We start from the raw sequence: 12,717 nt of genomic DNA, 5'->3' as shown, positions 1-12,717 counted from the left end.
TCTGAATCTCAAGACCTGGGCCTGACAGCGGCAGGCAACGCCGGGTGCGCGTGCTGCTCCGGACACGCCTCGACAGAGGGCGAAACGCCCGCGGCGCAGAGCACCGTCGTCGCAGAGTACCTCGTTGAGGGAATGACGTGCGGGCACTGCGTGTCCAGCGTCAGCGAGGAGCTCTCCGAGCTTCCCGGCGTCGGCACCGTCGATGTGGATCTCCGCTCGGGCGGGCTCTCGCGCGTGACGGTCGGCAGCGCTGCGCCGTTGGACGCGGAGTCGGTCCGTCAGGCGGTGGAGGACGCCGGGTACCGGCTGGCGCCCGTCTCATGACCGCACGGGATGTCGAGCTCGATATCACCGGGATGACATGCGCCTCGTGCGCGTCCCGGATCGAGCGGAAGCTGAACAAGCTCCCCGGGGTGGAGGCGTCTGTGAACTTCGCCACAGAGAAGGCGCGCGTCCGCACCGACGACATCCCCGATGAAGACCTGATCGCTATCGTCCAGTCCGCCGGGTACGGAGCCACGGTTCCCGCCTCACCGGCCGCCGAGGACGGTGAACTCCCTCCCGCGCGCGACCTTGAGTTGGCGTCCCTGCGCCACCGTCTCGTCGTGTCGGCGCTGCTCAGCTTGCCTGTGGCGGTGTTGTCGATGGTGCCCGCCTGGCAGTTCACGAACTGGCAGTGGCTGGCACTGACTCTCGCCGCGCCGGTCGCGGTGTGGGGCGCGTGGCCGTTCCACCGGGCCGCCGCGACGAACATCCGACACGGGGCGGCCACCATGGACACGCTGATCAGCGTGGGCGTCCTGGCGGCGTTCGGCTGGTCCCTGTATGCGCTGTTCTTCGGGTCCGCCGGCATGCCGGGAATGCAGATGACTTTCCAGTTGGTGGGCACCCCGCGAGCGGGCGGACACGAACTCTATCTCGAGGTCGCTTCCTTGGTGACCGTCTTCATCCTCGCCGGACGGTACATGGAGATGCGCGCCAAGCGACAGTCCGGTGAGGCGCTGCGCGCACTCCTGGAGCTGGGCGCAAAGGATGCCGCGGTGCTGCGTGAGGGTGCGGAGCGCATCGTCCCGGTCAGCCAGTTGGTGCCCGGGGATGTCGTGGTCGTCCGACCGGGGGAGAAGATTCCCTCGGATGGCCTGGTTCGCGAAGGTTCCTCAGCCGTCGACGAATCGATGCTCACCGGCGAATCGGTCCCCGTCGAAGTGTCCGCAGGAAGCCGGGTCATCGGAGCCACGGTGAACGTCGGCGGGCGGCTTCTGGTGGAGATCACCCGCACCGGCGCTGACACGGAGCTGGCACGGATGGGTCGCCTCGTCGAGGAGGCCCAAACTGGAAAGGCACAGGTGCAGCGGCTCGCCGACCGCGTCTCGGCGATCTTCGTGCCGGTCGTGATCGGCCTCGCCCTTGTCACGTTCACAGGGTGGGCTGTGGCTGGCGCGCCGCTCGACGTCGCGTTCACCGCCGCCGTAACCACTCTGATCATCGCGTGCCCGTGTGCGCTGGGACTCGCGACCCCGACGGCGTTGCTCGTCGGCACCGGGCGGGGCTCGCAGCTGGGCATCTTGATCCGAGGTCCGCAGGTGCTGGAGCAGACCCGTCGGATCGATACCGTCGTGCTCGACAAGACGGGCACCGTCACCTCGGGGACGATGTCCGTCACCGCGATCCGCCCCGTCGCGGGGCTGGACGCGGACGACCTGATCCGGATCGCCGCGGCCGCCGAAGACGGTTCGGAGCATCCGATCGCGCGCGCGATCGTCGCCGCTTCCAAGGACACCCTGCTGCCATCGGAAGGGTTCCTGTCGCACGCGGGCGCAGGTGTTCAGGCGCTCGTCCAGGGGCGCGCCGTCGTCGCCGGCCGCGAATCCTGGCTGAAGGCCCAGTGGGCGTTGGCCGCCCCGGAGGAGCTCGCCGCCCACATCGCAGCGGATGAAGGCGGTGGCGCAACGGTCATCGTGATCGCGTGGGACGGGGCGGTGCGCGGTGCGATCAGCATCGCCGACACCATCAAACCGCACGCCGCCGAGGCGATCACCCGGTTGAGAGCGCTCGGGCTGACACCGGTGCTGCTCACCGGCGACAATCGCGGCGCGGCGCGGGCGATCGCCGCGCAGGTCGGCATCGACGACGTCCGCGCAGGCGTCACGCCGGCCGGCAAGCTCGACGCGATCCGCGCCCTGCAGGACGCGGGTCGCGTCGTGGCGATGGTCGGCGACGGGGTGAACGACTCGGCAGCGCTGGCGGCAGCGGACCTCGGCATCGCAATGGGCACAGGAACGGATGCGGCGATCACCGCATCGGATCTCACCATCGTCTCGGGCGATCTGCTTCTGGTCGCCGACGCCATCCGGCTCGCCCGTCGCACCCTCGGCACGATCAAAGGCAACCTGTTCTGGGCCTTCGCGTACAACGTCGCCGCGATCCCGGTGGCGATGGCTGCCCTGCTGAACCCGATCCTCGCGGCGGCGGCCATGGCCTTCAGCAGCGTGTTCGTCGTCACCAACAGCCTTCGGCTGCGCAGGTTCCGCGCGTTGCCGTCCGGGACAGGCCTCACGGGGGCCACGGCCGACCGGGCGCGCGCCGCTGTTGCTGATCGGGTGTGATCGAGGTGGCTGTCGCGGAGATGGTGCGGAACGGCAGGCGGAGTCCCGCGGGCGATGACCGAGCCCTCGCGATCCGCCTCCTGCGGCGCCACCGCTCGCCGGCAACGCGTCCTCACCGGACGCTCACCCTGGAAACGCCGATGGGGGGAGGATGATGCTCGCTCTCAACGCCATTGAGCGCCACCGACTTCTTCCCCTGCGCACCCTCGGCGCCATCGCGCTCGCGGCCGCAGTCATTCTCGGGCTGCTGGCGATGCATGTCCTGAGTGGCCCCGCGGGTGCTCACCACTCCGCCGTCGCCTCGGGAAGTGCGACGTCGGTCGCCGTCTTGAGCGACTCCGGATCGCACGCCGGCATCACACAGGCGGCGTCCACCGGCCACGGAGTCGACTCTGAAGCGGTGTGCGACTGCGACGAGGTGATGCTCGCCACGACGCCGGTATCGGTGCACTCGATGCTCGTAATGGCGTGCGTGCTCGCGGTGCTCGCCGTCGCGCTCCTCCTCGTCCCGCCTGGTCGCTCCGCTGCCATGCTGATCCCCGGCCGTGCCTTCTTTGCCGGTCCGCGGCTCTCGGACGTCGCGCGCGCACGCGCACCGTCTCTCTTCGTTCTCTCGATCAGTCGAACCTGATTCGCCGCGCTGTTCCCCCGCACCTGCCTGGAGGAACATGCCGCCCTGCCCGGGCGCCGAATCGCATCTGCTTCGACTGATTGAAAGGACACTGCTGTGAACAAGAAATCGCGCGCGATCGCGCTCACCGCCGGCGTAATCGCCGGAGTCCTCGTTCTCGCCGGCTGCGCCGCGCAGGATGGGGTCACGCCGGGGATGGGAAATGGGCCCGGCGGCATGATGACCCAGACGAGCGAACCCGGCGCGGACTTCAACGCCGCCGACCAGATGTTCCTCATCATGATGATCCCGCACCACGAGCAGGCGATCGAGATGGCCGACATCCTCCTCGCCAAGTCCGGCATCCCGGACGAGGTGACCGAGCTCGCCCAGAAGATCAAGGACGCCCAAGGTCCGGAGATCGAGACCATGCGCTCGTGGCTGGAGGAGTGGAACGTGGAGTACGACGAGGACTCCATGGGCGGCATGGGGCACGGCGACGGGATGATGTCAGAAAGCGACATGACTGCTCTCGAGGAAGCGTCGGGCGCCGAGGCCGCGCGGCTGTTCCTGGAGCAGATGATCGTCCACCACGAGGGTGCGATCGACATGGGGGAGATGGCCCTCCGCGGAGCGCAGAACCCCGACGTCATCGCCCTGATCGACAAGATCATCGCGGACCAGACCGCCGAGATCGCCACGATGCGCGACCTTCTCGAGGCTTCGTAACCCCGACCCGGGTGCGGGGCGCCCGCTCAGCGCCACGCACCCGGATCCCATGCCGTTCGGCGCCGCCCGAGGCCTCCACGTCGCCCGGAGGAGCATAAGCCGCGTCACTCGCACCCGTCAGAGGAGATTCCCTTGAGAAGCCCCATCGTAACCACCACCGCCGCCACGCTCACCCTCGGCATCGCAGGGCTACTGGTCGCCTGCGCGCCAGCAACGGCACCGACACCGTCGGCGAAAACTGCGGACCCGTTTGGTCATGTCCATGCCATCGTCGCCCGCGGCGCGGAAACGCTGGTCGCCACTCACACCGGTGTCTACCTGCTGGACGAACAGGGAGCCGTCACCGGTCCGCTGGGTGGATTCGATTTCGACGCGATGGGGTTCACTGCCACCGCCGACTCCTGGTTCGCCTCCGGCCACCCCGGCCCCGCCACGCCCCCAGAACTCGGTGCCCCGAATCTGGGGATCATGCGCAGCGACGACGAGGGTGAATCATGGGCGTCGACTGCGTTCACCGGCATCGAGGACTTCCACATTCTCACCGCCGACGCCGACGGCACTCTGTACGGGATCGGCTCCAGCAGCCCGGCGCTGCGCACCAGCAGTGACAGCGGTGTGACATGGACTGACAGGGCGGTCCTGGACAGCGTCGCGGACGTCGCCGTCTCCGCCGCAACGCTGTACGCGGCTACCGAGAGCGGTCTGCTACGCAGCGCAGACGGGGGCGAGACGTTCGCGCCCGTCGCGGACGCCCCGCTGCTGTACTCACTCGAAACGTGGGGCGGTCAGGATCTCGTCGCGGTGAGTACCGACGGCGTCCTCTGGCGCCTGACCGCTGCCGGCGGCTGGGAGCGGATCGGCAATGCCTCTGGCCGGGTGCAGGCCATTTCCGGCGCTGCCGAGGGCGCGGTGCTGTTGGCCGACGACCGCGGCATCGTCCGCATCGCCCCCGACAGCGACCAACCCACCATCCTTCATCCGAGCGCTCCCGCGGGAGCGGACCGATGAGCATCCATCCGCCATTCGATACAGAAGGGACTGAGATGACCGACTCCCTGAGGACCGTCACGTTGGAGGTCAGCGGGATGATCCGCGCGACCTCCACCAACGTCACCGAAGCCCACCTCGCCCGCCAACCCGGGGTCATCCGTGTCGAGGCGAATCCCGTCTCGCAGACGGCGACCGTCACCTACGACACCGGCATGACCTCGGTCGCGCGCTTGCAGGAATGGGTGATCGAATGCGGCTACCACTGCGCCGGTCAGTCTGTGCCCGACCACATCTGCGACCCCGCTGCTGACCCGCACGACCACGCCGCGCAGAAGGGCGCCACCGGTCACGACATGCACGCGGGGGCTACGCAGACGAGCCACCCCGGCCAGGCTCCGGGACCCCTTGCTGAGCACGTTCATGGCGGCGAGGCCGGTGCGCACTCACCGCAGGAGATGATGGGCCACGGCGGTCACCATGCCGGCATGTCGATGGATGCCATGATCCGCGACATGCGCAGCCGGTTCCTGGTCGCGCTGATCCTCTCCATACCGATCACCTTGTGGTCGCCGATCGGGCGGGAGGTTCTCGGATTCGATGTTCCGGCACCCTTCGGGCTCCGCGACGACGTGTTCGCGCTGATCCTCTCGCTGCCGGTGATCTTCTACTCGGCCTGGATCTTCTTCGACGGGGCGTATCGGGCGCTTCGTGCCCGCACCCTGGACATGATGGTCCTCGTCGCGGTGGGCGTCGGCGCGGGCTGGCTCTACAGCCTCTTCGTCACCCTCGCCGGTGGCGGCGAGGTGTTCTACGAGGCGGCGACCGTGCTCGCAACGTTCGTGCTGCTCGGGCACTGGGTGGAGATGAGGGCCAGGGGCGGTGCGAACGACGCCATCCGCACGCTTCTGGAGCTGGCACCCCCGCAGGCGGTCGTGATCCGCGACGGCCAGGAGGTCGAGATCGCCACCTCCGACGTGGTGCCCGGGGACCTGATGCTGGTGCGGCCGGGCGCCAAGGTGCCCACCGACGGAGTCGTGGAGTCGGGGGAGTCGGAGGTGGACGAGTCGATGGTCACCGGCGAGTCCATGCCGGTGGACAAAGTCCCCGGGTCAGCCGTGATCGGCGCGACCGTGAACACCATCGGCACGCTGCGGGTGACGGCGACGAAGGTCGGCGCCGACACGGCGCTGGCGCAGATCGTGAAGCTGGTGCAGGAGGCGCAGAACTCCAAGGCTCCGGGGCAGCGGCTCGCCGACCGGGCCGCGTTCTGGCTGGTGCTCGTCGCCCTGATCGGCGGAACGACGACCTTCCTGGTGTGGATGCTGGCAGGAGCAGCCGTGCCGACGGCGATCCTGTTCGCCATCACCGTCGTGGTCATCACCTGCCCCGACGCCCTCGGGCTCGCCACCCCGACCGCGATCATGGTCGGCACCGGCCTCGGTGCCAAGCGCGGCGTGCTGTTCAAGAGCGCGGGCGCGATCGAGTCCGCGGCCCGCATCACCACTGTCGTCTTCGACAAGACCGGCACTCTCACCAAGGGTGAACCCGAGGTCACCGACTACCTCACCGTAGACGGAGACGATCTGGAGCTGCTGAGCCTGGCGGCCGCCGCCGAGCGGGAGTCGGAACATCCCCTCGCCCAGGCGATCGTCGCGTACGCCGACGCCCGCGACATCCCGCGACGACACGCCACCGCTTTCCGGAACATCACCGGGCAGGGCGCTGTGGCGACCGTGGACGGGAAGCGGATCGTGCTCGGCAACACCCGACTGATGGCAGCAGAGGGCATCGACATCACCTCGGTGGAGGCATCCCAGCGGGAGCTGGCCGGCTCGGGCCGCACCGCGATCATGTTCGCCGTCGACGGGCGGATCGCCGGGGTCGTCGCCCTCGCCGACGCGCCCCGCGAGAGCGCGAAGGCTGCCGTCGACGCCCTGCACGAGCAGGGTGTCGAAGTCGCGATGCTCACCGGCGACAACCAGCCCACCGCGGATCGGATCGCCGCCCTGCTGGGTATCGACACGGTCATCGCCGACGTCCTCCCGGAGGACAAGGCCGCGAAGGTCGCCGAGCTGCAGGCCGCCGGGAAGAAGGTGGCGATGGTGGGCGACGGCGTCAATGATGCCCCGGCGCTCGCCCAAGCCGACCTCGGCATCGCGATCGGTGCCGGCACGGACGTCGCCATCGAGACCGCGGATGTGGTGCTCATGCGTTCCGACCCGCTCGACGTCGCGATCGCGCTGAAGATCGGCAAGGGCACATTGCGCAAGATGCGGCAGAACCTGGGCTGGGCGATCGGCTACAACGCGGCCGCCCTTCCGATCGCCGCCGGCGTCTTCTACCCCGCATTCGGGATCATGCTCTCCCCGGAGATCGCCGCGCTGTCGATGTCCGGATCCAGTGTCATCGTCGCCGTCAACGCGCTCCTCTTGAAGCGGCTGCGCCTGCCGGCTCAGTCCGTCGTCGTCGGCCCGGGTCCGGCAGAGAAGCAGCATGGCAGTGTCTGATCCGGTTCCGCAGGCCGCCCCGCGCCGGGCACTCGTGGTTGACGACGAGCAGCCGCTCGCGATGGTCGTTGCCGGATACCTGGAGCGTGAGGGGTTCGAGGTCGCGTTGGCATCCGATGGGCCGTCGGCGGTGCAGTTGGCGCGCGAGCAGAATCCTGCTGTCGTGGTGTTGGATCTGGGCTTGCCCGGCCTGGACGGGGTGGAGGTCTGCCGGAGCATCCGCACCTTCTCGGACTGCTACATCCTCATGCTCACGGCCCGAGTCGACGAGGTCGACATGCTGATCGGGTTGTCGGTGGGAGCGGACGACTACATGACGAAACCGTTCAGCCCGCGCGAGCTGGTCGCTCGCATCGCGGTCATGATGCGGCGCCCGCGCGCCGCGGCTGCGGAAGAGTCCGCCCCGCTCGTTTCGTTCGGCGCGTTGGCGATCGACGTGCGAGGGCGCGAAGTGTCCCTGGAGGGACGCCCGGTGCCTCTGACGCGCATCGAGTTCGACGTGCTGGCGGCGTTGGCGCTGAACCCGGGTCAGGTCTTTACCCGCCAGGCGCTCATCAACGCGGTGTGGGGTGGGCAGTGGATCGGCGATGAACACCTCGTTGACGTGCATGTTCTGCACATCCGGCAGAAGCTCGGCGACACGGCCACCGAGCAGAAGTACGTCCGGACGGTCCGCGGGGTGGGATACCGGATGGGGCCCGGACGATGACCAGCCCCGCCCGTGGGCCTGCGGTCCGCGGGATCGCCGCCCGTCTCGTCATCGCGATGACCTTGGTCGTGGTCGCGGGGGGTCTTACAGCGTTCCTTGTTGCCGATCTCGTCGGCCCGGCCCTTTTCGTCCAACACGTCGCCGAGTCGGGGGGAACCTCCCAAGGCGCTATCGGCCACGCGGAGGAGGCCTTCCGATTCGCGAGCACGCTCGCCACGACCATCGCTCTGGGCTCAGCCGCGGTCACGTCCGTCGCCGCGAGTGTCTTCCTCGCCCGCCGCATCGGCGCATCGTTGCGCACGATGGCCGAGGCATCCACTCGTCTCGCCACGGGCCGCCTTGATACCCGTGTCGCCGCACCCGGGGTCGGTGCCGAGTTCGACCAGCTCGCGCTCGCTTTCAACGCCATGGCCGATCGCCTCGACCGAGACGAGCAGCTGCGCCGACGGCTGACGGCGGACGTGGCCCACGAGCTTCGCACGCCGGTTGCCACCATAGCGGCCACCCTGGACGCTCTGGACGACGACGTGCAGCATCTCACCCCCACGACCACCGCGGTGTTGCGGGCACAGGCGTCCCGTCTCACCCGTCTCTCCGCGGACCTCACCGCCGTCAGTCGTGCCGACAGCGGTAAGCTGCGCCTGCACCGGCAACCGCTCGCACCCGGGTCGATCCTCTCCGGGGCGGCGGCAGCGGCCGCCGGCGCCTACGCCGCCGCCGGTGTGACCCTCGTCGTCGATGCGCCGCACCTGCCGGACCTGTCCGTGGACCCCGACCGGCTCGGGCAGGTGTTCGCGAATCTTCTCGACAACGCGTTGCGGCACACCCCTGCCGGCGGCACCGTCCGCCTCAGCGCCGCGCCTACCCCGACCGGGGCGCGCTTCGTCGTCGCCGATGACGGTGACGGCATCGACCACGCGCACCTGCCGCACCTGTTCGAACGGTTCTACCGGGTCGACTCGGCCAGGGACCGCGCACACGGCGGGTCGGGGATCGGCCTCAGCGTCACCCGGGCACTCGTGCACGCGCACGGCGGGACCATCGCCGCTCACAGCGGGGGTCCGGGCCACGGCGCAGAATTCCTCATCGAACTGCCCTTCGACGGGGAGCGCACCCCGCGTGGCGCGCAGCTTCAGTGATTCTTCATCAGGCCACAGCGCGTCCTTGATCCGCGCCGCCCAGTCTGAAAGGACATCACCGGCAACCCCGCCGGTGAAGAGAGGGGGCGGTCGTGAGCGTGTGGTGCGGGCAGATGGATGTCGTCGGCTGGATCGCCATGGTCGCCGGGTGGGGGATCGTCATCGGAGTCGTCGTCTGGGCGGTGCAACGCATCTTCCCCGCCCCCGCCGACACCGAACGACGCGAAGTCGTTGCTGGACGCTCGTCTGGCCGGCGGCGACATCGACCTTCCCACCTACCAGTCAATCCGGGCCGCTGTGAACGATTCGGCGTCCGTCACCCACGAAGGAACACGATGAAAAAGCACCTCACTCTCCTCGCCGGCGCCGCGACGATCATCCTCGTCGGCCTGGTCGCGTTCGGCGTCGATCTCGCCCAGGCGCTGCCGTTTGCCCTGGTGCTGGCGTGCCCGCTCAGCATGATCGCGATGATGTATTTCATGAACAGGCACGGCGCGCACGGCCACGGAGAGCGGTCGACTTCGGCCCACGACGGGCAAGTCCCGTCGCGAGAAAGCCACGAGCGTCTTCCCTGACCCCGCTGAGGCACCCCGCCCGATCGGTGGGGCCCGGTTGACCCGCACCCTCACCTTCGCCGACGAACGGCGGGGGTGAGGGTGCCTTTCTGCCCGCGTTCTTCCCTCGCTGCCAGCCCGGGGGAGCAGACTTGGGGGACCCGGCACGCCCTCCACCCCGCCGCAGCGAGGTACCGGCGCTGCAGTGACGAGAACCCGGCGGAGAATGGACCCATGGACATCGAGCTCCTGCATATCGACGACTGTCCGAGCTGGGTGGAGACGCGCCGTCGACTCGAGGCGGCCCTCAGTGCGACCGGCTTCGGCGACACCCCGATCAGGCTCCGCGTCGTCACGACCGGGGAGGAGGCCGCCCGCCTGAGGTTCGCCGGATCGCCGACGATTCTCATTGACGGCGCGGACCTCTTCCCCGGTGGGGAACCAGCCTTGGACGTCGCGTGCCGGGTCTACAAGACCCCGACGGGCCTCGCAGGGCTGCCGACCACCGAGCAACTCATTGATGCGATCTCGTCCCGCGCAGAGTGACTCGCGGACGGCGCCTTGTCGCCATGCGTCCCCTGCCAGGTCGCCCGGCAGTGGTCTCGAGGACTCAGTGGTCGCGGCGGCCTATCCGAGCGCTTCCTGTACCTCGTGGAGCAGGTCGTCAGGGTCCAGCCACATCGAGGGATAGTCGCCGCGCCAGCGCTCGTTCCCCTCGGCGTCGATGAGGACGAACCCGTGACCCGGGAGGCCGGCATGCATGCCTTTGCCGAGGACGTCATAGGCCTGCGACACGGTCCCGTCGTCGAGCAGGTACGGGGTTGTGACGCCGAACGCGTCCATGTCCGCCTGGACCTGCGCGGCCGGGTTCATCACGATGGGGAGGACGGTGATGTCCTCTTCGGCGAAGCCGGGGTTCTTCTCGATGGCGGCCATCTGTGCGGTGCAGGAACCGCATCCTGCGCCCTCGTTGAAGTAGAGCACCACCGTCTCTCCGCGAAGATCGCTCAGCCTGACGGTGCTCCCATCGGTTGCGGGCAGGGTGAAGTCTGCGGCGGCCTCCACATCGACCGGGGCCGCCTCGGGGATGGCGGAGTAGATCCCGTACCCGACCAGGACGGCGCAGACGGTAACGGCCGAGGCGGTCACCCAGATCCGTGTCCGTGAGCGGGCGCTCTGCCGGCGGGTGCGGGCGGGGTCGCTGACCGTTTCGCGGGTCTTGCGGTTCATGGGGTGCTCTCCGTGGGTCGGGGTGTGGGTTCAGCGACGGGGTCCGGTGCATCGACAACGAGTCCCGTGGTGTCGGGCGAGTCGCCTCCGTCGGGTGGGTCGAAGGGCGTGTCGTGGCCACGATCGCGGAGTGTCGCGAGCAGGAAGATGCCGACCAGCCCGATCAGGGCGGCGCCCAGAACGGGGTCCGGGATCGGTGCCGTCCACTGCAGGACGAACGCGAACAGGTCGGTCAGCCACGCGGCGACCCCTGACTGCGACCCGCCGCCGGTCATATCGGTCGCACCGGCCTGCAGGATCACTGCGACGCCCATCGCGACGAATCCGGCCGCGACGAGCAGGTTCACGGTGTTCGTCGCGAGGATCCGGCGCCCCACCCGCAGGCGCACCGGCTTGGCGCGCAGCCACGACTGCCCGCCCTTGGGGAGCTTGTCCCACAGCAGCGCCATGAGGAACAGAGGCAGCACCATGCCGAACACGTATGCCAGCCCGAGCAGCGTGCCACCCGCCGGTGAGCCGGACAGCGCGGAGAGGGTCATCACCCCCGCGAGAACAGGCGCGCAGCAACTGGACGCGATCCCGGAGAATACGCCGAGGCTGAAGAAGGTCGCCGTGTCGCTCCTGCCCGCGCCGGGGGCTCGCAGCATCCTGGGCATGGACCACATCCGGCCGGAGAGGGCCAGGATCGCCAGCGCGATCATCAGAAGCCCGCCGGCCCAGTAGAGGACCGCGTGGTAGCGGGCGATGGCGCCTGCGATCAAGTTGGCTCCGACGGTGATCGGGACGAGGACCGCGGCGAGTCCGGTGGCGAAGACGAAGGTCAGTGGCAGCAGCTTCCAGCGCCGGTTCTTCACGGCGGCGGCGAGGTAGCTGGGGGCGAGGAAGACGATGCAGCAGGGCGCGAACAACGCGACGCCGCCGGCGAGAAAAGCGGCGAGGATCGACCCGGTGGCGAGGAGTTCGCTGCCCATCAGATGCGAGCTCGCGCTACGCCGAGAACCCGTGAAAGGAGTCCGCGCGGCAGTCGTCCTGCGCTGAAGAACTCCCCCTCAAGCAGGGTCAGAGGGAACATCGCCGGCCGATGCCGAGCGACAAGCGCAGTTCCCCGAGCTGATTCGGCATCGACGACCTCGAGGTCGACGAGACCCTCGGCGCGGGCCTTCTTGAGCACGAGTTCCGCGTCAGCGCAGTGTCCGCACGCGGCGGAGGACACCAGCAGGATCTGCGGGCGGCTGGTGGGGATCACGGGGGGTCGATCGTTCACTACCTCAGCCTCACCGGCGCATGTGGGGGTTCAATTGGGATTCGATCAAGATTCGATGAAGGAGGCTGATCGCTACGGACGGCCGTACCAGAGCGGAGTGTGAGTGGGAGGAGTCCTGGCGCTACGGGGGCGGGACAGACGTGGGAGTTGAACGGAGCCGAGCCGCGACGACGCGTGACGCGGCAGGCCCTGAACCGCGCAATCACGCGGCAACCAACCGCGGTCGCTTGCTACCGCACCTGTGCATGATGAGTTCAAGTCCCACCGTAGGAAGGCCGCCGTTGTTCGATGAAGGCGCGGACCGGGATGTGTGCACTCATGTGTGCACCAGTCACGCTAAGCCGCGGAAACACCGCGATCGCCGGCCGTGCCGCTCCGT

At 68.9% G+C, this 12,717-nt stretch carries 13 protein-coding genes; 10 read left to right on the top strand and 3 right to left on the bottom strand.

What is annotated here, in order from left to right; all coding sequences use genetic code 11:
* The first annotated feature begins 150 nt into the window (after positions 1–150).
* The 10 genes from MSA03_RS14700 (at position 151) to MSA03_RS13210 (ending at position 10,390) form a co-directional block, all read left to right on the top strand.
* Positions 151–324 (top strand): heavy-metal-associated domain-containing protein, encoded by a 174-nt coding sequence (locus MSA03_RS14700; protein WP_371863109.1) that lies wholly within the window; start codon positions 151–153, stop codon positions 322–324.
* Positions 321–2,606: a heavy metal translocating P-type ATPase gene (locus tag MSA03_RS13255; protein WP_147051367.1), complete on the top strand. Its 2,286-nt coding sequence runs from the start codon at positions 321–323 to the stop codon at positions 2,604–2,606. The genes MSA03_RS14700 and MSA03_RS13255 overlap by 4 nt, the downstream gene beginning before the upstream one ends.
* A gap of 151 nt (positions 2,607–2,757) precedes the next feature.
* Positions 2,758–3,237, top strand: coding sequence for a DUF6153 family protein (locus MSA03_RS13250; RefSeq protein WP_147051366.1), 480 nt, complete (start codon positions 2,758–2,760; stop codon positions 3,235–3,237).
* A 96-nt stretch (positions 3,238–3,333) separates the two neighbouring features.
* Positions 3,334–3,945, top strand: coding sequence for a DUF305 domain-containing protein (locus tag MSA03_RS13245; RefSeq protein ID WP_244946431.1), 612 nt, complete (start codon positions 3,334–3,336; stop codon positions 3,943–3,945).
* Between the two features lie 132 nt (positions 3,946–4,077).
* Positions 4,078–4,953, top strand: a complete 876-nt coding sequence (locus tag MSA03_RS13240) for a WD40/YVTN/BNR-like repeat-containing protein (protein WP_147051365.1) — start codon at positions 4,078–4,080, stop codon at positions 4,951–4,953.
* A gap of 35 nt (positions 4,954–4,988) precedes the next feature.
* Positions 4,989–7,442 carry a heavy metal translocating P-type ATPase gene (locus tag MSA03_RS13235; protein WP_147051364.1) on the top strand — a complete coding sequence of 818 codons (2,454 nt, stop codon included), beginning with the start codon at positions 4,989–4,991 and terminating at the stop codon, positions 7,440–7,442.
* Positions 7,429–8,151, top strand: coding sequence for a response regulator (locus tag MSA03_RS13230; protein ID WP_147051363.1), 723 nt, complete (start codon positions 7,429–7,431; stop codon positions 8,149–8,151). The genes MSA03_RS13235 and MSA03_RS13230 overlap by 14 nt, the downstream gene beginning before the upstream one ends.
* Entirely contained in the window at positions 8,148–9,290 is a 1,143-nt protein-coding gene (locus tag MSA03_RS13225) for a sensor histidine kinase (RefSeq protein WP_147051362.1), read from the top strand. Before MSA03_RS13230 ends, MSA03_RS13225 begins: the two co-directional genes overlap by 4 nt.
* A 92-nt stretch (positions 9,291–9,382) precedes the next feature.
* On the top strand, positions 9,383–9,865 hold the full coding sequence (locus MSA03_RS14500; protein WP_218028825.1) for a DUF2933 domain-containing protein: 483 nt from the start codon (positions 9,383–9,385) through the stop codon (positions 9,863–9,865).
* Between the two features lie 213 nt (positions 9,866–10,078).
* On the top strand, positions 10,079–10,390 hold the full coding sequence (locus tag MSA03_RS13210; RefSeq protein ID WP_147051360.1) for a thioredoxin family protein: 312 nt from the start codon (positions 10,079–10,081) through the stop codon (positions 10,388–10,390).
* An 81-nt stretch (positions 10,391–10,471) separates the two neighbouring features.
* On the opposite strand, the gene MSA03_RS13205 is transcribed toward MSA03_RS13210, so the two are convergent.
* The 3 genes from MSA03_RS13205 to MSA03_RS13195 are packed head-to-tail and all read right to left on the bottom strand — an operon-like array spanning position 10,472 to position 12,320.
* The gene (locus tag MSA03_RS13205; RefSeq protein WP_147051359.1) at positions 10,472–11,074 is read right to left on the bottom strand and encodes a peroxiredoxin family protein; all 603 of its coding nucleotides are present in this window, start codon (positions 11,072–11,074) and stop codon (positions 10,472–10,474) included.
* Positions 11,071–12,045, bottom strand: a complete 975-nt coding sequence (locus MSA03_RS13200; RefSeq protein WP_147051358.1) for a cytochrome c biogenesis CcdA family protein — start codon at positions 12,043–12,045, stop codon at positions 11,071–11,073. The genes MSA03_RS13205 and MSA03_RS13200 overlap by 4 nt, the downstream gene beginning before the upstream one ends.
* Positions 12,045–12,320 (bottom strand): glutaredoxin, encoded by a 276-nt coding sequence (locus MSA03_RS13195; RefSeq protein WP_147051357.1) that lies wholly within the window; start codon positions 12,318–12,320, stop codon positions 12,045–12,047. Before MSA03_RS13195 ends, MSA03_RS13200 begins: the two co-directional genes overlap by 1 nt.
* Positions 12,321–12,717: the final 397 nt, after the last annotated feature.

This window comes from Microbacterium saccharophilum, assembly GCF_007992455.1.
Taxonomy (GTDB): domain Bacteria; phylum Actinomycetota; class Actinomycetes; order Actinomycetales; family Microbacteriaceae; genus Microbacterium; species Microbacterium saccharophilum.
Note: the sequence above shows the minus strand (reverse complement) of the source record. Positions and strands in the feature narration are given on the sequence as shown.

Excerpts from the sequence above, each read along its gene's own strand:
- MSA03_RS13255 (WP_147051367.1), top strand. The coding sequence starts at position 321 with ATGACCGCACGGGATGTCGAGCTCGATATCACCGGGATGACATGCGCC.
- MSA03_RS13250 (WP_147051366.1), top strand. The coding sequence starts at position 2,758 with ATGATGCTCGCTCTCAACGCCATTGAGCGCCACCGACTTCTTCCCCTG.
- MSA03_RS13235 (WP_147051364.1), top strand. The coding sequence starts at position 4,989 with ATGACCGACTCCCTGAGGACCGTCACGTTGGAGGTCAGCGGGATGATC.
- MSA03_RS13230 (WP_147051363.1), top strand. The coding sequence starts at position 7,429 with ATGGCAGTGTCTGATCCGGTTCCGCAGGCCGCCCCGCGCCGGGCACTC.
- MSA03_RS13225 (WP_147051362.1), top strand. The coding sequence starts at position 8,148 with ATGACCAGCCCCGCCCGTGGGCCTGCGGTCCGCGGGATCGCCGCCCGT.
- MSA03_RS13210 (WP_147051360.1), top strand. The coding sequence starts at position 10,079 with ATGGACATCGAGCTCCTGCATATCGACGACTGTCCGAGCTGGGTGGAG.
- MSA03_RS13205 (WP_147051359.1), bottom strand. The coding sequence starts at position 11,074 with ATGAACCGCAAGACCCGCGAAACGGTCAGCGACCCCGCCCGCACCCGC.
- MSA03_RS13200 (WP_147051358.1), bottom strand. The coding sequence starts at position 12,045 with ATGGGCAGCGAACTCCTCGCCACCGGGTCGATCCTCGCCGCTTTTCTC.